Raw genomic sequence first — 20,523 nt, forward strand, 5'->3', positions numbered from 1 at the left:
ATGGTCCGGTGACTCTGACGGACCCCGCCCCCGCCCTCCCGCACGACGGCCTCACCTACGAGGTCCGCACCTTCGGATGCCAGATGAACGTGCACGACTCCGAGCGCATCTCCGGCCTCCTGGAGTCGACCGGCTACGCCCCCGCGGGCGAGGGCCACCAGCCGGACCTCGTCGTGTTCAACACGTGCGCCGTCCGCGAGAACGCGGACAACCGCCTCTACGGCAACCTCGGCAACCTCCGCTCCGTGAAGGCCGCGCACCCGGGCCTGCAGATCGCCGTCGGCGGCTGTCTCGCCCAGAAGGACCAGGCGACCATCCAGGCGAAGGCGCCCTGGGTGGACGTCGTCTTCGGCACCCACAACATCGGCTCCCTGCCCGTGCTGCTCGAGCGCTCCCGCCACAACGCCGAGGCCGAGATGGAGATCCTCGAGTCCCTCGAGGTGTTCCCCTCCACGCTGCCCACCAAGCGCGACTCCACGCACTCCGGCTGGGTCTCGATCTCCGTGGGCTGCAACAACACGTGCACGTTCTGCATCGTCCCGAGCCTGCGCGGCAAGGAGAAGGACCGCCGCCCGGGGGAGATCCTCGCCGAGGTGCAGGCGCTCGTGGACGCCGGCGCCGTGGAGGTCACCCTCCTCGGCCAGAACGTGAACTCCTACGGCGTCGAGTTCGGCGACCGCGGCGCCTTCGCGAAGCTGCTGCGCGCGTGCGGTCAGATCGAGGGCCTCGAGCGCGTGCGCTTCACGAGCCCCCACCCGGCCGCCTTCACCGACGACGTCATCGACGCGATGGCCGAGACCCCGAACGTCATGCCCCAGCTGCACATGCCCCTGCAGTCCGGCTCGGACCGGATCCTCAAGGCGATGCGCCGCTCGTACCGCTCCACCCGGTTCCTCGGCATCCTCGAGCGGGTCCGCGAGCGCATCCCGCACGCGGCCATCACCACCGACATCATCGTGGGGTTCCCGGGGGAGACCGAAGAGGACTTCGCGGAGACGATGCGCGTGGTCGAGGCCTCCCGCTTCGCCTCGGCGTTCACCTTCCAGTACTCCATCCGCCCCGGGACGCCGGCGGGCGAGATGGAGGACCAGGTGCCCAAGGCCGTCGTGCAAGAGCGCTTCGAGCGGCTCGTCGCGCTGCAGGACCGCATCTCCGCGGAGGAGATGGCCACCTTTGCGGGCACGCGGCAGGAGCTGCTCGTCACCGCCGACTCCGGCTCGAAGTCGGCCGAGCGCGGCCGCCTCGCCGGACGCGCGAAGGACAATCGGCTCGTGCACTTCTCCGTGCCCGAGGGCGCCGAGACGCCCCGCCCGGGCGACTTCGTCACCGTGACCGTCACCGAGGCGCGCCCGTTCTTCGCGATCGCGGATCCGGGCCCCGAGGACTACGCCCTGCGCCGCTCGCGCGCCGGCGACGCGTGGGACCGGGCCCAGGCCGAGTCCTGCGGCGTCCCCGGCCCGGGCGCGCCGGACGGTACGGCCCCCTCCGCCTCCGGGGCGACGCGCCTCGGCATGCCGACGATCCGCCCGCGCGGGTGAGCATGCCGGCCGCGCGCCCGCCCGTCGTCGCCGTGGTGGGGGCGACGGCGACCGGCAAGTCCGCTCTCGCCGTCGCCCTCGCGCACCGGCTGGACGGGGAGATCGTCAACGGTGACGCGCTGCAGCTCTACCGCGGCATGGACGTGGGCACCGCGAAGGTCACGGAGGCCGAGCGCGAGGGCGTCCCGCACCATCTCCTCGACGTCCTGGACGTGCGCGAGGAGGCCTCCGTCGCGGACTTCCAGCGGCGCGCCCGCGAGCTGTTCGCGCAGATCCGGGCGCGGGGTCGCACCCCGATCCTCGTCGGCGGGTCGGGCCTGTACGTCCGTGCGGCCCTCGACGAGCTGGAGTTCCCTCCCACCGATCCGGCGGTCCGCGGGGAGGTCGAGGCCCAGCTGGCCGCACGCGGGGAGGCCGCGCTGCGGGCCGAGCTCGCCGCCGTCGACCCGGTCTCCGCGGAGAAGGTCGCGGACGAGCGGCGCCTGGTGCGCGCCCTCGAGGTGCACCGGATCACGGGCCGGCCGTTCTCGGCGTTCATGCCGCGGCGGCGCTACGAGGACTCCGTGGCGCCGGCCGTGCAGCTCGGGCTGCGGATCGACCGCGCCGTGCTCCACGCGCGCATCGCCGCGCGCGTCGCGGCCATGGTGGACGCCGGGCTCGTCGAGGAGGTGCGGCGCCTCGACGCCGCCGGCCTGCGGGAGGGGCGCACCGCCTCCCAGGCCATCGGGTACGCGCCCGTGCTCGAGGTCCTCGACGGCACCGCGAGCCTGGGCGACGCCGTCGAGCGCACCGTGGTGGCCACCCGGCGCTTCGCCCGCCGCCAGGAGACGTGGTTCCGCGCCGATCCCCGCGTGCGCTGGGTCGACGCCCTCGCCCCCGACGTCCTCGAGCGCTCCCTCGCGGTGCTCGCCGCCGAGCCCGCCTCCTAGACTGGCCCGCATGAGCCTCCTGCCCGGCGCCTCCGCCGTCGTCGACACCACGCCCACGCTGCCCTTCACGAAGGGCCACGGCACGGGCAACGACTTCGTGCTGATCGCCGACCCGGACGGCAACGCGCACCTCGAGCCCTCCCGCGTCGCGATGCTCGCGGACCGCCACCAGGGGATCGGCGCCGACGGCGTCATCCGCGCCGTGCGTTCGGCGCACCTCCCCGAGGGCCGTGAGGTGCTGGCCGCGGCTCCCGAGGCCGAGTGGTTCATGGACTACCGCAACGGGGACGGCTCGGTCGCCGAGATGTGCGGCAACGGCGTGCGCGTCTTCGTCCACTTCCTCGTGGAGAAGGAGCTCGTGGACCTGCCCGTCGGCTCGGCGCTGACCATCGGAACCCGCGCGGGCGCGAAGTCCGTCACCCGCATGGAGCACGGCTACGCGATCGACATGGGCCCCTGGAGCCTGATCGACCCGGAGCTCGCGGAGGACGCGGCCGCCGACTCGATGGTGCGCGCCACCGGGCTGACGGACGCCCGTCCCGGCCTGAGCATCTCGATGGGCAACCCCCACACGGTGGTCCCGCTCGGGGCGTTCGCGGAGCTCGAGGCGCTGGAGCTGCACACGGCTCCCGAGGTGGACCCCGAGCCGCCGCACGGCACCAACGTGGAGTTCGTGGCCGCCCACGAGCCGCTCGTCAAGGGGGGCGTGGGCCGGGTGCGGATGCGCGTGCACGAGCGCGGCGTGGGGGAGACCCAGTCGTGCGGCACGGGCGCGTGCGCGGCCGCGGCGGCCATGCGCGTGTGGGCCGGGCCCGAGGGCGCGGACTCGTGGCTCGTGGAGGTCCCGGGCGGCGTGCTCGCGGTGGACTTCGTCCTGGCCTCCGACGGCGAGGAGCACGTCGTCCTCGCGGGGGCCGCCGAGCTCGTGTTCGACGGCGAGCTGCGCGGCTGAGACCCGGTCGCCGGCCGACGCTCCGGCCGCGGGTCAGGCCTGCCGGGTCACCGTCAGGATGCGGAACCCCTTGACGGTCGCCGCGCGCCGCACGGTGAACGCCCCCGGGGTGCGGTCCTCGAGCATCCCGGCGATCCAGGGCTGCAGCGAGTCGGCCCCGAGGTTCTTCTGCACCACGAGCCACGCCTCGCCGCCCGGGTTCAGCGCGGGCAGCCAGCGCTCCAGCAGCTCGTGGAGCACCTCCTTGCCCACGCGGATGGGCGGGTTGGACCAGATGAGGTCGAACCCCGCGTCCGCCGGCACGTCCTCGGGCCGCAGGAACACCGCGTTCTCGGCGCCCACGGCGGCCGCGTTGTCCCGGGCCAGACCGATCGACCGCTCGTTCACCTCGACGCCGGTCACGTGGGCCTCGGGCGAGCGCAGTGCGAGCGTGAGGGCGAGCGGTCCCCAGCCCGCGCCGACGTCGAGGAAGGCGCCGTGCGACGGCGGCACGGGGACCACGGAGAGCAGGGCGGCGGTGCCCTTGTCGATCCCGTCGGGCGAGAAGATCCCGTTGGCCGTCTGCACGGCCACGGTCCGGCCCGCGAGCTCGACCTCGATCCGCCGGCGTCGCTCGGGCGTCCCGGGGTCGGGGGAGAAGTAGTGGGCTGGCTGACTCACGCGGACCATCGTAGTCAGGCGGTGGGCCGCGGACCGTCTCGCCTGGCCGGCGCCGTTCACGGGGACCGTGGCGTGGTCGGCGGCGCCGGGGCGGCCTGCGGCGCCATGTCGGAGAGGGTGTTCGCCCACGGGGGAGAGGCTTCCCGCTGCGGTGGGGGCCGGGTAGGGTGTCATTCATGTTCCTGCTGTTCGCCTGACGCCCGCCGTGGAGCCCCGCTCCGGCCGCCGTCACACCCCGCATCCCGCCCCTGAGGCGTCGCTTCCGTGCGCCCGGGCCCCGCTGACGCGAACAGGACATCCCCATGAGCATCACGCTACGCCCTGCGCGCCCGCCGGACACGCCGAGCTGGCTGCGCTGCCGCGCCCTGTCCTTCCCCTCGACCCGGTGGGTCGCCGTCGGCTCGGGCGGTGAGGTCCTCGGGATCCTCGACGTCCACCCCGACCACGAGGGCAGGGGGATCGCCACCGCACCGTTGGAGGCGCTGATCGCGCGGCTGCCTGAGGGAACCGGCCGGCTGGACGCGTGGACCCGCGAGGGCGTCGCCCGAGCTCCACAGGGCCGCTAGCGCGTCCGCCCCACCCACTACGCTGATTCGAACCGGGCCCCACCGACGGGCGCCCAGAGGAGACCATGACTGAAGAGCACCAGAACACCGCCGGCCAGAACGGGCCGGGACCCGCCGCGGCAGGATCCGAGGACGAGATCCAGGCCGTGATCGACCGCATCCTCGCCGCCGACGACGCCCGCCGCGCGTCCGGCGGGGACGACGCGTCCGAGCAGGCCTCCGAGACGCGCGATCGGGCGTCCGTCGTCGGGGGCCGCGCGCTCGCGCTCGCCGAGGGCGGGGACGAGCACACCGAGTTCGACGGCGACCAGGACGAACTGGCCGCGCGCCATTCCCTGCGCCGCGTGGCCGGGCTCTCCACGGAGCTCGAGGACATGTCCGAGGTCGAGTACCGCCAGCTGCGCCTCGAGCGGGTGGTCCTGGCGGGCGTGTGGACCGAGGGCACCGCGGAGGACGCCGAGAACTCCCTCCAGGAGCTCGCCGCGCTCGCGGAGACCGCGGGCTCGGAGGTGCTGGACGGTGTCATCCAGCGCCGCGCGACCCCGGACCCGGCCACGTTCCTCGGCAAGGGCAAGGCCCGTGAGCTCGCGGAGATCGTGGCCCTCTCCGGCGCGGACACCGTGGTGGTGGACTCCGAGCTCGCCCCGTCCCAGCGCCGCGCGCTCGAGGACGTGGTGCGGGTCAAGGTCATCGACCGCACCGCGCTGATCCTGGACATCTTCGCGCAGCACGCGAAGTCCCGCGAAGGCCGCGCGCAGGTCGAGCTGGCCCAGCTCGAGTACCTCCTGCCTCGCCTGCGCGGCTGGGGCGAGTCCATGTCGCGCCAGGCCGGCGGCCGTGCGGCCGGCGGCGAGGGCATCGGCTCCCGCGGCCCTGGCGAGACGAAGATCGAGCTGGACCGCCGACGCATCCGCACGCGCATGGCCAAGCTGCGCCGGGACATCTCCGCCATGAAGCCGGCGCGCGAGGCCAAGCGGGCCAACCGCCGGCGCAATCGGGTGCCGTCCGTGGCCATCGCCGGCTACACCAACGCGGGCAAGTCCTCACTGCTCAACCGCCTCACCCACGCGGGGGTGCTCGTGGAGAACGCGCTGTTCGCCACCCTGGACCCCACGGTCCGCAAGGCCGTGACCCCGGACGGCATCGGCTACACGCTCTCGGACACCGTGGGCTTCGTGCGCAACCTTCCCACGCAGCTCGTGGAGGCCTTCCGCTCCACCCTGGAGGAGGTCGCGGACGCGGACGTCATCCTCCACGTCGTGGACGGCGCGCACCCGGACCCCGAGGGGCAGATCGCCGCCGTGCGCGGCGTGCTGGCCGAGGTGGACGCGCAGCGCATCCCGGAGATCATCGTGCTGAACAAGGCGGACGCGGCGGATCCCGTGGTCATCGCCCGCATCCGCTCGAAGGAGCCGCACACCGTCGTGGTCTCGGCCCGCACCGGCGCCGGCATCGACGAGCTGGAGAAGGCCATCGCGGCCACGATCCCGCGGCCCAGCGTGCGCCTCGAGCTGCTCGTCCCGTTCACGCGGGGCGACGTGGTCTCGCGCCTGCACTCTGCGGATGCGGAGATCCTCGCCGAGGCCTATGAGGAGAGCGGCACCCGCCTGACCGTCCTCGTGCGCGAGGACATCGCCGCCGAGCTCGCGGAGCACCGCGTGGACTCCGACGCCTCATGAGCGGGACGGACGCCGCGGAGTGGGCCGTCTCGGCCCCCCGCACGGATCGGGAGAGGGAGGCGCTGCGGCTCCTGGACGCCGTGGTCGAGGCCACGGGCGGCCAGGAGCGCGCGGGCCAGAAGGAGATGGTCCTGCAGGTCGCGCGCGCCCTCGAGTCGCGGCGGCACCTGCTGGTCCAGGCCGGGACCGGCACCGGCAAGTCGCTGGCCTACCTGATCCCGGCGCTGCAGCACGCCATGGACCAGGAGGACCCCGTCGTGATCGCGACGGCCACCCTGGCCCTCCAGGCGCAGATCATGAAGCGGGACGCCCCGCGCCTCGTGGAGGCGCTGAAGGGGGAGCTGCCGCGCGAGCCCGTCGTCGCGCTCGTCAAGGGGCGCTCCAACTACCTGTGCCGGCACAAGGTGGACGGCGGGTATCCCGGGGACGAGGGCGAGGAGGCCCTCTTCACGGTGGCCGACGACGGCGGCGTGATCGGCTCCGCCTCGGACGGGGCCTCAGGGCCGTCGTCGCTGCTGGGCAAGGAGGTCATGTACCTGCGTGCGTGGGCGGACGAGACGGAGACGGGCGACCGCGACGACCTCGAGGTCCCCGTGACGGACCGCGCCTGGCGGCAGGTCTCGGTCTCGGCCGTCGACTGCCTCGGCGCGTCCCGCTGCCCCATGGCGGACGAGTGCTTCTCGGAGCACGCCCGCGCGGACGCCGCGGACGCCGACGTGGTGGTCACCAACCACGCGATGCTCGCGATCAGCGCGTTCGAGGGACTCGCCGTGCTCCCCGCCTACTCCGCCGTGGTGGTGGACGAGGCGCACGAGCTGCAGGACCGCGTCACCGGCGCGGTGACGGGCCAGCTCTCCGGCTCGATCGTGCACGGCGCCGCCACCTCGGTCCGGCGCCACACCTCGGTGGCGGTCGAGGACCTCGTGAAGGCCGGTGCTGCCCTGGACCGCGCCTTCGCGGGCACCCCCTCGGGGCTGCTCGCCACCGGCCCGGACGAGGTGCAGGAGCAGGCGCTGACCGCCGTCCTCGCCGCCGCCCGGCAGTGCTTCTCAGACCTCGGTCAGAGCAAGGACAAGGAGGCCGACGGCGACGGCGGCCACCAGATGGCCCGCTCCCGCCTCGTCGAGGTCCTCGAGGTCACCGAGCGCATGCTCGCCGCGCGCCCCGAGGCCGACTTCCCGGAGGTCCTGTGGGCCACGCGGCCCGGGCACTTCGAGCCCGGCGTCGGCTGGCAGCCCGGCAACGAGGAGGACCCGCCGCAGCTCTACGTGGCCCCCATCTCGGTGGCAGGCAAGCTGCGTGAGGGGCTCTTCGGCAAGGCCACCACGGTGCTCACCTCCGCCACGCTGACCGTGGGCACGGGGGAGCGGCGGTTCGACTCGGTGGCCGGTGACGTCGGCCTCGCCGGGCCTGACGCCCCCGCGTACACCGCCCTCGACGTCGGCAGCCCCTTCGACTATCCCCGCCAGGGCGTGCTGTACGTGGCCCGGCACCTGCCGCGTCCCGGGAGGACGGCCTCCCCCGAGTCCCTCGACGAGCTCGGGGAGCTCATGAAGGCCTCGAACGGCGGCACGCTCGGCCTGTTCTCCTCCCGGCGGGCCGCCGAGGACGCCGCGGCGGAGATGCGCCGCCGCCTGGGCCCGACGCAGACGATCCTGTGCCAGGGCGATGCCACCCTCTCCGCACTCGTCCGGCAGTTCGCCGAGGAGCGGGACGCCTCCCTCTTCGGGACCATGAGCCTGTGGCAGGGCGTGGACGTGCCGGGCTCCTCGCTGCGCCTCGTGGTGATCGACCGGATCCCGTTCCCGCGCCCGGACGACCCGCTCTCCCAGGCGCGCACGCGGGACATCGCCCGGCACGGCGGCAACGGGTTCATGAAGGTGTCGGCCACGCACGCCGCCGTCCGCATGGCCCAGGGCGCCGGCCGCCTCGTGCGCGCCGTCGGGGACCGCGGCGTCGTCGCCGTGCTGGACTCACGTCTGGCCACCGAGCGCTACGGCGGCTACATCACGAGCGCTCTGCCGGACTTCTGGCGGACCACGGACCGGCAGGTGGTGCGGGGCGTGCTGGCGCGCCTCGCCGAGGAGGACTGAGGGCGTCCGACGACACCCGGCCGGCGGCCGTCAGGAGCCCACGTCAGGCCTAGAGTCGTGGTGAGGGCCCCGGCCCCGTGGCCCTCCGGAGCGAGCACGCCGCCGCGCGCGGCGGGAAGGCGGGCGGCCCTGGCCACCGGCAGGACCTCAGGATCCCATCGACTGCGGAGGACGGCCGAACGCCGCGCCTCCCTGGGCGGCCAGGCCCGCGAGGAGCGGGAGGTGGTTCGGGCGCACGAGCGCGCGGCGAATCGCCACCACGACTCCTTCCTGGCGCACCTGAACCTCAAGCCGGTGTGGCTGGCCTTGGCCGTCCTCGCGATGGCCGCGGTGGCCCTGATGCCCGGCCTGCAGGAGCTCGGACTCTCCGTCGCGGGACAGCGGGCGCTCGCGGTCCTCGCGTTCGCCGTCATCGTGTGGGTGAGCGAGGCCGTCACCTACCCGGTCAGCGCCGTGCTCATCATCGGGCTGATCGCGTTCCTCGTCGGATTCGCCCCGGACATGGCGGACCCGGAGACCGCCCTCGGCACGTCAGGCGCCCTGGGGCTCGCGCTGGGCGGCTTCTCCAACTCCGCGGTGGCCCTCGTGGCCGGCGCCCTCGTGCTCGCCGCCGCCATGCAGGCCACGGGGCTGCACAAGCGCGTGGCGCTGCTCGTGCTGAAGTTCGCCGGCGAGAAGACGAGCAACATCCTCATCGGCACGATCGTCATCACGATCATCCTGTCCTTCTTCGTCCCGTCGGCCACGGCACGCGCCGGCGCGGTGGTGCCGATCCTCATGGGCCTCGTAGCGGCCTTCGGCATGCCGACCGACTCGAAGCTCAGCGCCCTGCTCGTCATCACCGCCGCGCAGGCCATCTCCATCTGGAACATCGGCATCATGACCTCCGCGGCCCAGAACCTCGTCGCTGTCGGCTTCATCCAGGACCAGATGGGCCGCCAGATCACGTGGCTCGAGTGGTTCGTGTGGGGCGCGCCGTGGGCCGCCGTCATGTCCGTGGTGCTCTACTTCGTGATGCGCTGGGCCATCAAGCCGGAGACGGACCGCATGGTCGGCGGTCGCGAGGTCGTCCAGCGCGACCTCGCCGCCCTCGGCCCGATGACGGGCAAGGAGATGCGCCTGACGGTGGTGGCCGTCCTCCTGGTGACCGCGTGGGCCACCCAGGGCGTCCTGCATCCCGTCGATGCGACCACCGTGACCCTGGCCGCCGTCGCCTTCCTCCTGCTCCCGCGCGTCGGCGTGTTCTCGTGGAAGACCGTGGAGAAGCTCGTCAACTGGGGCACGCTCGTGGTGTTCGCCGTGGGCATCTCGCTCGGCTCACTGCTGCTCAAGACGGGCGCCGCCGCGTGGCTCTCCGAGCGCACCTTCACCGCGCTCGGCCTCGCCGAGCTGCCGATCGTCGCGCTGATCGCCGTCATGGGCGCCTTCACGATCCTCATCCACCTGGGCTTCGCCTCGGCCACCGCGCTCTCGAGCGCCCTGATCCCGGTGTTCATCGCCTTCGCCGCGTCCATCCCGAACGCCGCGGAGGGCGGCCTCGGGTTCGTCGTGATCATGCAGTTCCTGATCTGCTTCGGCTTCCTGCTGCCGGTCTCCGCGCCGCAGAACATGCTCGCGTACGGCACGGGCGCGTTCACCCCGATGCAGTTCCTCAAGGCGGGACTGCCCATCACGGTGATCGGCTACCTCATGGTCCTGCTCTTCTCCGCCACGTACTGGCGGTGGCTCGGCCTGGTCTGACCGTCCGCGCCGCGGGCGCCGTTCAGAGCGCCCGCAGCACGGTGACCACGCGGCCCATGATGGTCGCGTGGTCACCCATGATGGGCTCGTAGGCGGTGTTCTGGGGGAGCAGCCACGTGTGGCCGTCGCGCTGGCGGAAGGTCTTCACGGTGGACTCGTCGTCGAGCAGCGCGGCCACGATGTCCCCGTTGTCCGCGGTCTCCTGCCGGCGCACCACCACCCAGTCGCCGTCGCAGATGGCGGCGTCCACCATCGAGTCGCCGGAGACGCGGAGCATGAACAGCTCGCCCTCACCCGTGAGGCGGCGCGGGATCGTCATGACCTCCTCCACCTGCTGCTCGGCGAGGATGGGGCCGCCGGCCGCGATCCGTCCCACCCACGGGATGGAGACGGCGTCGCCCTCGGCGGCGTCCGTGTGCCACGAGGGGATCTGGGGGAGCTCGGAGACCGGGGCGACGGGGGAGGCCGTCTCGGCAGTCAGCGCCGTCCCGTCCTCGGCCAGCAGCACCTCGAGCGCGCGGGGGCGGCCCGGATCGCGGCGGATGTAGCCGAAGCGCTCGAGCTGGCCGAGCTGATGCGTGACGGAGGAGAGCGAGGCGAGGCCCGCCGCGTCCCCGATCTCCCGCATGGAGGGCGGGTAGCCGCACTCAGCGATCGCGTGGCGGATGGTCTCCACGATCCGCCGCTGGCGGGACGTGAGCGAGGGGGCGGACCCGGCTGGGGTCTGGTGGTCAGGGGTGGCCATGCGGCGGTCCGTTCTCCCGAGGTCGCTTAGCGTGTCCACCCCTGCTGATGGTCTTGCCCTGAAGGCGATCCACCGCGGGTCGGAGCACGTCCGGTGCCCTCGACCCTAGTGGAGTCCGTCACCGGATCCAAAGATATGTTCGATCCACGCTGGGCGTGTCTCGAAGGTGTGTGCTAGACATGGATTCGAACAGGTTCGAACACACGTTCGAATTCCCGCTCGCAGCGGGAGGAAGGCGACCACCACCATGACCACCCTGACCGCAGCTCTCTCCCGTCCCGTCCCCGCTCGCCCCGCTCCGAGCGGGTTCCGCCTCAACAGGCGCGGCCGTCTCGTGCTCCGCGGGCTTCCGCTCATGCTGGCGGCGGCCGTGCTCACCGTCGTCGCGGCGTTCCTCGCGGGCGTCCTCACCTCCCCTGCGGCGGTCTCCTCCGAGGGCCCGGGCGCGCGTCTGGAGACCGTCACGGTCATGCCGGGGGACAGCCTGTGGTCCATCGCCGCCGAGGCTGCGCCGGAGGAGGACCCCTTCACCACCATGACGCGGATCGCCGAGCTGAACAGCCTGGAGGGCCGGGAGCTCGAGCTGGGCGAGTCCCTGTTCGTGCCCGCGGGGGACTGAGGGCCGGCCGGCGACTCACGGCGCGCTCGGCGTGCTCCCGTTCCTAGAATGGCCCGTATGACCGATCTGAGCTCCCTCCCGCTGCGCGAGGGCCTGCGCGGGCAGAGCCCCTACGGCGCCCCCCAGCTGGACGTGCCGTTCATGCTCAACACGAACGAGAACACGCACCCCGTCCCCCCGGAGGTCGCGGAGGCCGTCGTGGCACGGGTGGCGCAGGTCGCCGGGGGGCTGAACCGCTACCCGGACCGCGAGTTCACCCGGCTGCGGGAGAGCCTGGCCGGGTACCTCGGCCACGGGCTGACCGCGGCACACGTGTGGGCGGCCAACGGCTCCAACGAGGTGCTCCAGCAGATCCTCCAGGCTTTCGGCGGGCCGCGCCGCAGCGTCCTCAGCTTCCTCCCCTCCTACTCCATGTATCCGCTGCTGGCCGCGGGCACGGACACGGCATTCGTCGACGGCGGTCGCGCCGCGGACCACACCCTCTCGGCCGAGCATGCCGCGGCCATGGTGCGCGAGCACCGTCCGAACCTCGTCTTCCTCGCCTCGCCCAACAACCCCACGGGCACCGCCCTTGGGCTGGACGTGATCGAGGCCGTCTACACCGCCCAGGCCCGGAACGAGGCCGAGGGCGGCCCGGGCGCCATGGTGGTCGTGGACGAGGCCTACGCCGAGTTCGCGCTCGACGGCACGCCCTCGGCCCTCACCCTCCTGGAGGGGCGCGAGCGGCTCATCGTCACCCGCACCATGTCCAAGGCGTTCGCCCTGGCCGGCGCCCGCCTCGGCTACCTCGCCGCGGACCCGGCCGTGGCGGATGCCCTGCGCCTCGTGCGCCTGCCCTACCACCTCTCCTCGGTCACGCAGGCCACCGCGATCGCCGCCCTCGAGCACGTGGAGACGCTCCTGGAGACCGTGGCGGACATCAAGGCCCAGCGCGACCGGATCGTGGCCCGGCTGCGCGAGCTGGGCCTGGACCCGGCCGTCTCGGACTCGAACTTCGTCTTCTTCGGCCACCTGGAGGACGCGCACGCCGTGTGGGAGGCGCTCCTCGAGCGGGGGGTGCTGGTGCGCGACGTCGGCATCCCGCACCACCTGCGCGTCACCGCGGGCACGGAGGAGGAGACCACCGCGTTCCTCACCGCCCTCGAGGAGGCCCTCGCCGCGGGTGCACGGTGACCCCGCGCCGGCCGCCGCGCGAGACGCAACGACGCGCGCGGCCGGGCATGCGCCGCCGAACCTAGGATGGATGCGACCGTCACCCCCGTATCCCCAGGAGGACCCGTGGCAGCCGAGCTGATCTCCGGACGCCGGGCGCGCATGGAGCGCACCACGAGCGAGTCGGACGTGCACGTGGAGATGGACCTGGACGGCTCCGGCGCCGCGGACATCTCCACGGGTGTCCCGTTCTACGACCACATGCTCACGGCGCTCTCGCGCCACTCACGGATCGACCTCAGGGTCCGCGCCACGGGGGACACCCACATCGACGTGCACCACACGGTGGAGGACGTCGCGATCACGCTCGGCGAGGTGCTCCGCGTCGCCCTCGGGGACAAGCGGGGCATCCGCCGCTTCGGCGAGGCCTCCGTGCCGTTGGACGAGGCGCTCGCGCGCGCCGTCGTGGACGTCTCCGGGCGTCCGTACCTGGTGCACGAGGGCGAGCCGGACGGGCAGCAGTACCACCTCATCGGAGGCCACTTCACCGGCTCCCTGACCCGGCACGTCTTCGAGGCGATCACGCAGCACGCGGCCATCTGCCTGCACATGGACGTCGTCCGCGGCCGCGACCCCCACCACATCGTGGAGGCCCAGTTCAAGGCGTTCGCCCGCGCTCTGCGCGCGGCCGTCGAGGACGATCCGCGCGTGGACGACGTGCCCTCCACGAAGGGCGCGCTCTGATGGCGGCGCCCACGTCCGTGCCCGGGGTGCGCCCGCGCGTTGCCGTCCTGGACTACGGCTCCGGCAACGTGCACTCGGCCGTGCGCGCCCTCGAGCGCGCCGGGGCCGTCGTCGAGCTCACCCGGGATCCGGACGCCGTGCTGGACGCGGACGGGCTGCTCGTGCCCGGCGTGGGCGCCTACGCCTCGGTGATGCGCGCTCTCACCGAGGTCGGCGGCACCCGCTGGATCGGCCGCCGCGTGGCCGGTGGTCGCCCCGTGCTGGGCATCTGCGTGGGCCATCAGGTCCTCTTCGACGCCGGGGTGGAGCACGGCGAGCGGACCCAGGGCATGGGGGAGTGGCCCGGCGTGGTCGAGGAGCTCCCGGCCGAGGTCCTGCCCCACATGGGCTGGAACACCGTCCGACCGCCGGAGGACTCCGCGCTGTTCCGGGGGATCGAGGACGAGCGGTTCTACTTCGTCCACTCCTACGGCGTGCTGTGCTGGGAGTTCGACCAGACCATCCCCACCATGCGCCCCCCGCAGGTGACGTGGGCGCACCACGGCGCGGACTTCATCGCCGCCGTGGAGAACGGGCCGCTGTCCGCCACGCAGTTCCACCCCGAGAAGTCCGGCGAGGCCGGGCAGGCGCTGCTCCGCAACTGGCTGGAGACCCTCTGATGCCCTACTGGTCCGTCCTCTACCTCGCCCTCGGCGGCATCCTGCTCGGTGCCGCCTGGTCGATGCGCACGCAGAAGGCCCCCGGGTGGGCCGTCGTCATCGCCCTCGTGCTCGCCGCCATGGCGATCGCCGCCGCCTTCCTGACCGTCTCCCGCTGAGAGGTACCCCATGACCCCGAACACCCCCGCCCTCGAGCTGCTGCCCGCCGTGGACGTGCAGGACGGCCGCGCCGTCCGTCTCGTCCAGGGGGAGGCCGGCTCCGCCACCTCCTACGGCGACCCGCTCACTGCGGCCCTCGACTGGCAGCGCGCCGGCGCCGAGTGGATCCACCTCGTGGACCTCGACGCCGCGTTCGGCCGCGGGGACAACCGCGACGTCATGCGCCGCGTGGTGGAGGAGCTCGGTGTGAAGATCGAGCTCTCCGGCGGCATCCGCGACGACGCGTCCCTCGAGGGGGCCCTCGAGATGGGCGCGACCCGCGTGAACCTCGGCACCGCGGCCCTGGAGGACCCGGCGTGGACGGCGCGCGTGATCGAGCGCCACGGCGAGCAGGTGGCCGTGGGCCTGGACGTGCGCGGCACCACCCTGGCGGCCCGCGGCTGGACGAAGGAGGGCGGCGACCTCTGGGAGGTCTTGGCCCGCCTCGAGGACGCCGGCTGCGCCCGCTACGTGGTCACCGACGTCACGAAGGACGGCACCCTGAAGGGGCCGAACACCGAGCTCCTCGCGCAGCTGTGCGCGAAGACGGCCAAGCCCGTGGTCGCCTCGGGCGGCATCTCCTCGCTCGAGGACGTCGCCGCGCTCGCGGGGATGGTGGGCGACGGCGTCGAGGGAGCCATCATGGGCAAGGCCCTCTACGCAGGCCGGTTCAGCCTCGAGCAGGCGCTCGCGGTGGCCGGCGGCTCCACGGTGGACGAGGCGCGGGCCGCGCACCCCTTCGCGGTGGCCGAATGAGCGCGGACTCCGCGCACGAGGAGACCGTCGCGCTCGAGCGGCCGGCATCGCGGGAGCTGCCGGGGCACATCCGCGCCGCGCTGGACCGGATGCGGGAGAAGACGGCCGGGGAGAACGTCGCGGACACGGCCGGCGTCCCGTGGGAGGGCCGCGACCTCGCCGGCGGCGGCGTGGACGGCTCCGCCAATCCGCTGCACGCGTTCGACGCCGACGACGGCACCGCCGACGCCCGGTGGACCGACGTCATAGAGCGGCTCGCCCGCTCGGAGGCCACCGAGCAGGACGTCTCCGCGGTGCTCGGGCACATCCGGGTCTTCGCCGCCGTGGTCCCGACGCTCGCGGTCGACGAGGCGGACGTGCACGACCACGCGGACCACGCCGGCCACGGGCACGAGTTCGGCGCGCACGGGGACAAGGCGGCCGACGTCGCCCTGGTGACCCTGCGCGCCGCCGACGGCCGCGCCGCCCTGCCCGTGTTCACGAACGTGCCCGCCCTCACGGCGTGGAACCCCGAGGCGCGGCCGGTGGCCGTGTGGATGCCGCGGGCGTGCCTCTCGGCGGTGGACGAGGGATGTGAGCTCGTGGTGGTCGACGCCGGCGCCGAGCACACCTACGTGGTGCGCCGCCCCGCCGTGTGGGCGCTCGCACAGCAGCAGGAGTGGACGCCGTCGTACGTGGACCAGGAGGTGGCCGATGAGATCGCGGAGGTCGCGGACCTCGTGCCGCACCTGCTGAACCTCGGCCTCGCGCCGGGATCCGGCGTCGCGACGCGCACGGCGTCCGGCGCGGTGATGAACGGCGGCGGCTCGGGCCCGGAGCTCAAGGTCGTGGCCATGCCGACCCGCGGCGTGGACGACGCCGACGTGCGGCTCATGGCCGCCACGCTGCGCATGGTGCTGTCGGACCTGCCCCTGCTGGCTGAGCGGGCCGACTCCGTGGAGATCACCGTCCGCCGGCCCTGAGCCCCGCGCTCCCATGGGCGTGCCGACCCCCATCGGCTACCGTGGTGGGGGAGGGGCGCCGCCGTTTCGGCCGCCCCGCGCTGGACGACCGTGCACTTCCGGCCGGTCCTAGGCATCCATCTGGAGGAGATGTCATGAGAAGCAGAACCCTGACCGGCGCGGCCACCGCCGCGCTGGGCGCCGTGGCGGTCGCCGCCGCCGGCCCCGCCCTCGCGTCCACCCCGCTCACCCAGGGATCGGCGCTCTCGGCGCCGGCCGGGGCGTGCAGCCTGACCATCGTGGACGAGTCCACCGCCTACACCGCGGCCCACTGCGGCGGGGCCGTGTGGGAGGTCGGCTCCCCGGTGCGCTCCGCCGAGGGCGCGCGCATCGGTACCGTCACCGCCCTGCCCGGCGAGTCCGGCGTGGACCTGGTGCGCATCGGCCTGGCCGAGGACGTCCGCGTGGTCGGCGACTGGGCCACCCGGCCCGCCGCCTCCGTGGAGGCGGGCGAGACCGTGTACACGCACGGCTCCTCCGTCCCGATGGGCCACCCCAACTCCCTGAGCCATGCCCACGCGTTCGACAGCGACGCCGTGTGCGCCGACGGCTATGCCGACCAGGTCGCCCTCGACGCCGCCACCACCCACCCCGGCGACTCGGGCGGAGCGGTCTACGACGCGCAGCAGCGCGTGGTGGGCGTCATCTCGGGCGTCGCGCCGGTGACCTTCGACGAGGACGGCGAGGCGGTCAGCTGCGACGCGAAGGCCATGTCCTCGATCATGGTCCCGATCGAGTCGACCCGTGCCCTCGACGCCGCCAAGGCCTCCTCGGCGACGTCCGGCAAGACCCCCCGCCCCGCCCCGAAGCACGCCGCCGACATGCCCACCGCCGGAGCGGCCCCTGTGGCCGAGTCCGAGGTCACGACGATCCCGGCGGAGGAACAGAAGGAGATCGCCGACGAGCTGATCGCGAAGCAGGAGGCGAAGGCGGCCGCGGAGAAGAAGGCCGTCGCCGAGAGGAAGGCTGCGGCGGAGAAGAAGGCCGCCAAGGCTCCCGCCGCGGCCAAGGCTGAGGCTCCGGCCAAGGCCTCCGCTCCCGCCAAGGCCAAGGCCTCCGCTCCCGCCAAGGCCACGCCGGCCCCGGACCTCACCACCGAGGTGACCTACACCGCCGCCGAGGGCGTGGCCCGCGGCACCCGCACCCAGATCACCACGGACGAGGGCCGTTTCGAGTACATGAAGGTCTACGCCCTGGACGCGGACGGCTCCGTGCTGGGCGAGATGCAGCTGCACACCGTGCAGCCGATGGCCTGGATCAACGTCCCGGCGGACGTCCCCGCCGGCGGCTCCGTGAAGGTGATCGCGGTCAGCTCCGCCGACGCCCCCGCGGACACGGTGGTGACCCTGGGCGGCCAGCGCATCGGCTGATCCGTCCGGCCTCACGGCCACAGCAGCACACCAGGCCCGGTGATTCCGCGAGGATCACCGGGCCTGGTGCGTCAGCACCGCCCCTCGAGGCGGTGGCCGAGCCGGGAGAACACCCGGCCGAGGGTCTCCGCCTCCCCGGGCTCCAGGGAGCTGAGGAAGAGGTCGTCGATCTCGCGCGCGTGATGGACGGCTGCGCGGCGGAAGGCGCGGCGGCCCTCGTCCGTGATCACAGCCTCGAATCCGCGCCGGTCCCGTTCCGCGGGGTGGCGCTCGATCAGGCCGCGGGCCACGAGGCTCTTGACCTGGTACGTCATGCGCGAGGGGGAGAAGACCATGCGCCCGGCGAGCTCTCCGAGGCGCAGGCGGCCATCGGGGGACTCGTAGAGGAGCAGCAGCAGGTTGTAGTCGGCCAGCGAGAGCCCGGCGTCCCGCTTCAGTCCGCGCTCGAGCAGCTCGGAGAGCATCTGGGTGGACTCGAAGTACGCGCGCCACGCCTGCTGGGCCGCACCCTCAGGCCTGCGGTCCTCGGGGGCGGAGCCGTACCACGTCGCGGCGTCGGCGGAGCCGGGAACCGGCTCAGGCGCCGGGGTTGAGGAGCTGGTCAAACGGAGTCACCTCCAGCTCTGCCTCGCCCTTCGCGCGGCGCGGCCGCGCGGGGCGCAGGAGCATGACCTCGGCGAGGTCCCTCCCTGCGGCCGCGATGCGCGCGCTCAGCGGGTGGTCCCGCATGGACGCCGCGGCCCCGGTCACCTCGCCCCAGTCGTCCGAGGCGGCGAACACCGCCGTGGGGATGATGCGCGTGCGCAGGTAGGAGAAGAGCGGCCGCATCGCGGTGTCGATCATGAGCGAGTGCCGCGCGGTGCCACCGGTCGCGCCGAGCAGCACGGCGGTGCCGCGCACGGCGTCGTCGTCCACGAGGTCCCAGAAGGCCTTGAAAAGGCCCGCATAGGACGCCTTGAAGGTGGGGGAGACGGCGATGACGGCGTCGGCCTGCTCGACCTCGTCGAGCGCGGCGCGCAGTGCCGGGGAGGTGGTGGCGGTCACCTGCGCCTGGGCGACGTCGACCGCCAGCTCCCGCAGGGTGATGAGGTGGATCTCGGGGGCCGAGCCCCGGCCCGCGAGGGCGCTCGAGGCCGCCTCGGCGAGGCGCTCGGCGAGCATGCGGGTCTGGGACGACTCCCCGAGGCCGCCGGAGACGACGGCGATGTGCCGCGTCTCGGGCGTGAACGGGCCGGTGACGGCGCTCATCGGCCGGACTCCCGCTCCGCGTGGGCGGCCGAGCCCTCGGCGCCGCCGGGGACGGGCGCCTCGCCGCGACGGGCGCGCTCGACGAGGAACGCGTGGGTGGGCGCCTCGGGCACGTCGGCCGGCGTGAGGGCGTCGAACTCCCTGCGGAGCACGGGGAGCACCTCGTCGCCCAGGATGTCGATCTGCTTCAGGACGGTGTCCGTGGGCAGGCCCGCATGGTCGATCAGGAACATCTGACGCTGATAGTCGCCCACCCAGTCGCGGAAGCCGAGGGTCCGCTCGATGACCTCCTGCGGGGAGCCCACGGTCAGCGGGGTCTGGCGGGTGAAGTCCTCGAGGGAGGGGCCGTGGCCGTACACCGGCGCGTTGTCGAAGTACGGGCGGAACTCCTTGACGGCGTCCTGCGAGTTCTTGGCCATGTAGACCTGGCCGCCGAGGCCCACGTAGGCCTGGTGTGCCTTGCCGTGGCCGTAGTGCTCGAAGCGCTGGCGGTACAGGCGCACCATCTGGATGACGTGCTCCTTGTTCCAGAAGATGTTGTTGTGGAAGAAGCCGTCGCCGTAGTAGGCGGCCTGCTCGGCGATCTCGGGCGAGCGGATGGAGCCGTGCCACACGAAGGGCGCCACGCCGTCGAGCGGCTGGGGCGTGAGGGTGAAGTCCTGCAGCGGGGTGCGGTGCTTGCCGCTCCAGTCAACGGTCTCCTCGTGCCATAGGCGGTAGAGGAGGTGGTAGTTCTCTACGGCGAGCTGGATGCCCTGGCGGATGTCCTTGCCGAACCACGGGTACACGGGTCCGGTGTTGCCGCGGCCCAGGGTGAGGTCCACGCGGCCGTCGGCGAGGTGCTGCAGGTACGCGTAGTCCTCGGCCAGGCGCACCGGGTCCATCGTGGTGATGAGCGTGGTCGCCGTGGAGAGCTGGATCTTCTCCGTCACGGCCGCCAGGTACGCGAGCAGCGTGGGCGGGTTGCCCGGGGCCACGAACGGCGGGTTGTGGTGCTGGCCCGTGGCGAACACGTCGAAGCCCGCCTGCTCGGCGTGCCGCGCGATACGCACGGTGTCCTTGATGCGCTGGTGCTCGGTGGGGGTGGTGCCGGTGGTCGGATCGGTGGTGATGTCACCGATCGTGAAGACGCCGAACTGCATGGGCTGCTCCTTCGGGGCGGGGCGGGGCGGGGCCGGACGGGCGAGGGGGCGGGCCCCTCGTCGTCTTTCAAAACTGAACCATATCCGTCAACGCGTGCCGAGCCGGGGGTATTCCGGGAGGACGACGACGGCGGGACACTGGTCGCATGACCGGGACCTTCGACGCAGGCCGCCTCGCGCACGTGAACGCCGTGACGGTGCAGCAGATGACCACGTGGAACTCCAACGACATGGCGATCCTCGGCCCCGACGGGGAGACCGTGGCGACGGTGGTGACCCGAGGCGGGGGCTTGAGCCGCATGCTGATGGGCTCGCGTGAGTTCGACGTGGTGGACGGGGAGGACGGCCGCGTCCTCTTCCACCTGCAGGACCCGGCGACCTTCGGGCGGGACCGCTTCCAGGTGTTCGACGCGCAGGGGTATCCGCTGGCCAACGTGGCCCGGGAGTTCGCGTTCTTCCGCACCGCCGTGAGCGTGGAGGTGGTCGACGGGACGCGGTTCTCCGTGACGGGCGACCTGTTCGACTACGACTACACGTTCGCGGCCGGGGAGCGGCAGATCGCCCGCGTGACGGCGGAGTTCGCCGGGTTCCTGAACGCTCTCGCGGGGCGCTCGCGGTACCAGCTCACCGTGGACCCCGCGATGCCGCCCGTGGTGCGCTGCGCGGTGCTGGGCACGGCGATCGCCCTGGACCTGCTGCGCGCGAAGGACCAGCGGAAGAACTGAGCGGGCG

21 protein-coding genes are annotated in these 20,523 nt (G+C 73.3%); 16 read left to right on the forward strand and 5 right to left on the reverse strand.

Annotated features, from left to right (window positions below):
* The first annotated feature begins 8 nt into the window (after positions 1-8).
* Genes miaB through dapF form a run of 3 tightly spaced genes read left to right on the forward strand, consistent with a single transcriptional unit; the run spans position 9 to position 3,419 of the window.
* Positions 9-1,538: a tRNA (N6-isopentenyl adenosine(37)-C2)-methylthiotransferase MiaB gene (miaB, locus tag AAG742_RS03915; protein ID WP_298712744.1), complete on the forward strand. Its 1,530-nt coding sequence runs from the start codon at positions 9-11 to the stop codon at positions 1,536-1,538.
* Between the two features lie 2 nt (positions 1,539-1,540).
* Positions 1,541-2,467 (forward strand): tRNA (adenosine(37)-N6)-dimethylallyltransferase MiaA, encoded by a 927-nt coding sequence (miaA, locus tag AAG742_RS03920; protein WP_298712747.1) that lies wholly within the window; start codon positions 1,541-1,543, stop codon positions 2,465-2,467.
* 10 nt (positions 2,468-2,477) lie between these two features.
* A complete protein-coding gene (gene dapF, locus AAG742_RS03925) occupies positions 2,478-3,419 on the forward strand; it encodes a diaminopimelate epimerase (RefSeq protein WP_248115242.1) in 942 nt (313 codons plus the stop codon).
* Positions 3,420-3,452: 33 nt separating this feature from the next.
* Here dapF and AAG742_RS03930 read toward each other — a convergent pair whose 3' ends face one another.
* A complete protein-coding gene (locus AAG742_RS03930; protein ID WP_298984917.1) occupies positions 3,453-4,088 on the reverse strand; it encodes a methyltransferase in 636 nt (211 codons plus the stop codon).
* 293 nt (positions 4,089-4,381) lie between these two features.
* On the opposite strand from AAG742_RS03930, the gene AAG742_RS03935 reads away from it, so the two are divergent.
* The 4 genes from AAG742_RS03935 (at position 4,382) to AAG742_RS03950 (ending at position 10,157) form a co-directional block, all read left to right on the forward strand.
* Positions 4,382-4,645: a hypothetical protein gene (locus AAG742_RS03935; RefSeq protein WP_343282340.1), complete on the forward strand. Its 264-nt coding sequence runs from the start codon at positions 4,382-4,384 to the stop codon at positions 4,643-4,645.
* Positions 4,646-4,710: 65 nt separating this feature from the next.
* Positions 4,711-6,324, forward strand: coding sequence for a GTPase HflX (hflX, locus tag AAG742_RS03940; RefSeq protein WP_298984805.1), 1,614 nt, complete (start codon positions 4,711-4,713; stop codon positions 6,322-6,324).
* The gene (locus tag AAG742_RS03945) at positions 6,321-8,417 is read left to right on the forward strand and encodes an ATP-dependent DNA helicase (RefSeq protein WP_298984803.1); all 2,097 of its coding nucleotides are present in this window, start codon (positions 6,321-6,323) and stop codon (positions 8,415-8,417) included. Before hflX ends, AAG742_RS03945 begins: the two co-directional genes overlap by 4 nt.
* 222 nt (positions 8,418-8,639) lie before the next feature.
* Positions 8,640-10,157, forward strand: a complete 1,518-nt coding sequence (locus tag AAG742_RS03950) for a DASS family sodium-coupled anion symporter (protein ID WP_319074732.1) — start codon at positions 8,640-8,642, stop codon at positions 10,155-10,157.
* Between the two features lie 22 nt (positions 10,158-10,179).
* Here AAG742_RS03950 and lexA read toward each other — a convergent pair whose 3' ends face one another.
* A complete protein-coding gene (gene lexA, locus AAG742_RS03955; protein ID WP_298984799.1) occupies positions 10,180-10,902 on the reverse strand; it encodes a transcriptional repressor LexA in 723 nt (240 codons plus the stop codon).
* A gap of 247 nt (positions 10,903-11,149) precedes the next feature.
* Here lexA and AAG742_RS03960 point away from each other — a divergent pair, with 247 nt between their 5' ends.
* The 8 genes from AAG742_RS03960 to AAG742_RS03995 all read left to right on the forward strand — a co-directional run bounded on the left by AAG742_RS03960 (position 11,150) and on the right by AAG742_RS03995 (position 17,401).
* Positions 11,150-11,521 carry a LysM peptidoglycan-binding domain-containing protein gene (locus AAG742_RS03960; RefSeq protein ID WP_248115235.1) on the forward strand — a complete coding sequence of 124 codons (372 nt, stop codon included), beginning with the start codon at positions 11,150-11,152 and terminating at the stop codon, positions 11,519-11,521.
* A 57-nt stretch (positions 11,522-11,578) separates the two neighbouring features.
* Positions 11,579-12,694 carry a histidinol-phosphate transaminase gene (locus AAG742_RS03965; RefSeq protein WP_248115234.1) on the forward strand — a complete coding sequence of 372 codons (1,116 nt, stop codon included), beginning with the start codon at positions 11,579-11,581 and terminating at the stop codon, positions 12,692-12,694.
* Positions 12,695-12,760: 66 nt separating this feature from the next.
* Positions 12,761-13,417: an imidazoleglycerol-phosphate dehydratase HisB gene (gene hisB, locus AAG742_RS03970; protein ID WP_319074736.1), complete on the forward strand. Its 657-nt coding sequence runs from the start codon at positions 12,761-12,763 to the stop codon at positions 13,415-13,417.
* Positions 13,417-14,076 (forward strand): imidazole glycerol phosphate synthase subunit HisH, encoded by a 660-nt coding sequence (hisH, locus tag AAG742_RS03975; protein WP_343282341.1) that lies wholly within the window; start codon positions 13,417-13,419, stop codon positions 14,074-14,076. Before hisB ends, hisH begins: the two co-directional genes overlap by 1 nt.
* Positions 14,076-14,234, forward strand: a complete 159-nt coding sequence (locus AAG742_RS03980; protein WP_248115232.1) for a hypothetical protein — start codon at positions 14,076-14,078, stop codon at positions 14,232-14,234. Before hisH ends, AAG742_RS03980 begins: the two co-directional genes overlap by 1 nt.
* 10 nt (positions 14,235-14,244) lie before the next feature.
* On the forward strand, positions 14,245-15,030 hold the full coding sequence (gene priA / locus AAG742_RS03985; protein WP_248115231.1) for a bifunctional 1-(5-phosphoribosyl)-5-((5-phosphoribosylamino)methylideneamino)imidazole-4-carboxamide isomerase/phosphoribosylanthranilate isomerase PriA: 786 nt from the start codon (positions 14,245-14,247) through the stop codon (positions 15,028-15,030).
* The gene (locus tag AAG742_RS03990) at positions 15,027-15,992 is read left to right on the forward strand and encodes an SseB family protein (protein WP_343282342.1); all 966 of its coding nucleotides are present in this window, start codon (positions 15,027-15,029) and stop codon (positions 15,990-15,992) included. Before priA ends, AAG742_RS03990 begins: the two co-directional genes overlap by 4 nt.
* A gap of 134 nt (positions 15,993-16,126) precedes the next feature.
* A complete protein-coding gene (locus AAG742_RS03995) occupies positions 16,127-17,401 on the forward strand; it encodes a trypsin-like serine protease (RefSeq protein ID WP_343282343.1) in 1,275 nt (424 codons plus the stop codon).
* Positions 17,402-17,472: 71 nt separating this feature from the next.
* Here the strand turns inward: AAG742_RS03995 and AAG742_RS04000 are convergent, their stop codons facing one another.
* From AAG742_RS04000 to AAG742_RS04010, 3 genes are read right to left on the reverse strand one after another with little or no spacing between them, the layout of a single operon-like run.
* The gene (locus tag AAG742_RS04000) at positions 17,473-18,006 is read right to left on the reverse strand and encodes a MarR family transcriptional regulator (protein WP_343282344.1); all 534 of its coding nucleotides are present in this window, start codon (positions 18,004-18,006) and stop codon (positions 17,473-17,475) included.
* The gene (locus tag AAG742_RS04005; protein WP_248115227.1) at positions 17,978-18,649 is read right to left on the reverse strand and encodes a CE1759 family FMN reductase; all 672 of its coding nucleotides are present in this window, start codon (positions 18,647-18,649) and stop codon (positions 17,978-17,980) included. Before AAG742_RS04005 ends, AAG742_RS04000 begins: the two co-directional genes overlap by 29 nt.
* On the reverse strand, positions 18,646-19,791 hold the full coding sequence (locus tag AAG742_RS04010) for an LLM class flavin-dependent oxidoreductase (protein WP_248115226.1): 1,146 nt from the start codon (positions 19,789-19,791) through the stop codon (positions 18,646-18,648). Before AAG742_RS04010 ends, AAG742_RS04005 begins: the two co-directional genes overlap by 4 nt.
* A gap of 146 nt (positions 19,792-19,937) precedes the next feature.
* On the opposite strand from AAG742_RS04010, the gene AAG742_RS04015 reads away from it, so the two are divergent.
* Positions 19,938-20,516 (forward strand): hypothetical protein, encoded by a 579-nt coding sequence (locus AAG742_RS04015; RefSeq protein WP_298712786.1) that lies wholly within the window; start codon positions 19,938-19,940, stop codon positions 20,514-20,516.
* Positions 20,517-20,523 lie beyond the last annotated feature (7 nt).

The organism is Micrococcus sp. 2A (assembly GCF_039519235.1).
In the GTDB taxonomy this organism is placed as follows: Bacteria; Actinomycetota; Actinomycetes; order Actinomycetales; family Micrococcaceae; genus Micrococcus.

What these genes read in the sequence shown, in the direction of transcription:
- miaA (WP_298712747.1), top strand. Translation starts at nt 1,541, where the DNA reads ATGCCGGCCGCGCGCCCGCCCGTCGTCGCCGTGGTGGGGGCGACGGCG.
- dapF (WP_248115242.1), top strand. Translation starts at nt 2,478, where the DNA reads ATGAGCCTCCTGCCCGGCGCCTCCGCCGTCGTCGACACCACGCCCACG.
- AAG742_RS03930 (WP_298984917.1), bottom strand. Translation starts at nt 4,088, where the DNA reads ATGGTCCGCGTGAGTCAGCCAGCCCACTACTTCTCCCCCGACCCCGGG.
- AAG742_RS03935 (WP_343282340.1), top strand. Translation starts at nt 4,382, where the DNA reads ATGAGCATCACGCTACGCCCTGCGCGCCCGCCGGACACGCCGAGCTGG.
- hflX (WP_298984805.1), top strand. Translation starts at nt 4,711, where the DNA reads ATGACTGAAGAGCACCAGAACACCGCCGGCCAGAACGGGCCGGGACCC.
- AAG742_RS03945 (WP_298984803.1), top strand. Translation starts at nt 6,321, where the DNA reads ATGAGCGGGACGGACGCCGCGGAGTGGGCCGTCTCGGCCCCCCGCACG.
- lexA (WP_298984799.1), bottom strand. Translation starts at nt 10,902, where the DNA reads ATGGCCACCCCTGACCACCAGACCCCAGCCGGGTCCGCCCCCTCGCTC.
- AAG742_RS03960 (WP_248115235.1), top strand. Translation starts at nt 11,150, where the DNA reads ATGACCACCCTGACCGCAGCTCTCTCCCGTCCCGTCCCCGCTCGCCCC.
- AAG742_RS03965 (WP_248115234.1), top strand. Translation starts at nt 11,579, where the DNA reads ATGACCGATCTGAGCTCCCTCCCGCTGCGCGAGGGCCTGCGCGGGCAG.
- hisB (WP_319074736.1), top strand. Translation starts at nt 12,761, where the DNA reads ATGGATGCGACCGTCACCCCCGTATCCCCAGGAGGACCCGTGGCAGCC.
- hisH (WP_343282341.1), top strand. Translation starts at nt 13,417, where the DNA reads ATGGCGGCGCCCACGTCCGTGCCCGGGGTGCGCCCGCGCGTTGCCGTC.
- AAG742_RS03980 (WP_248115232.1), top strand. Translation starts at nt 14,076, where the DNA reads ATGCCCTACTGGTCCGTCCTCTACCTCGCCCTCGGCGGCATCCTGCTC.
- priA (WP_248115231.1), top strand. Translation starts at nt 14,245, where the DNA reads ATGACCCCGAACACCCCCGCCCTCGAGCTGCTGCCCGCCGTGGACGTG.
- AAG742_RS03990 (WP_343282342.1), top strand. Translation starts at nt 15,027, where the DNA reads ATGAGCGCGGACTCCGCGCACGAGGAGACCGTCGCGCTCGAGCGGCCG.
- AAG742_RS03995 (WP_343282343.1), top strand. Translation starts at nt 16,127, where the DNA reads ATGAGAAGCAGAACCCTGACCGGCGCGGCCACCGCCGCGCTGGGCGCC.
- AAG742_RS04005 (WP_248115227.1), bottom strand. Translation starts at nt 18,649, where the DNA reads ATGAGCGCCGTCACCGGCCCGTTCACGCCCGAGACGCGGCACATCGCC.
- AAG742_RS04010 (WP_248115226.1), bottom strand. Translation starts at nt 19,791, where the DNA reads ATGCAGTTCGGCGTCTTCACGATCGGTGACATCACCACCGATCCGACC.
- AAG742_RS04015 (WP_298712786.1), top strand. Translation starts at nt 19,938, where the DNA reads ATGACCGGGACCTTCGACGCAGGCCGCCTCGCGCACGTGAACGCCGTG.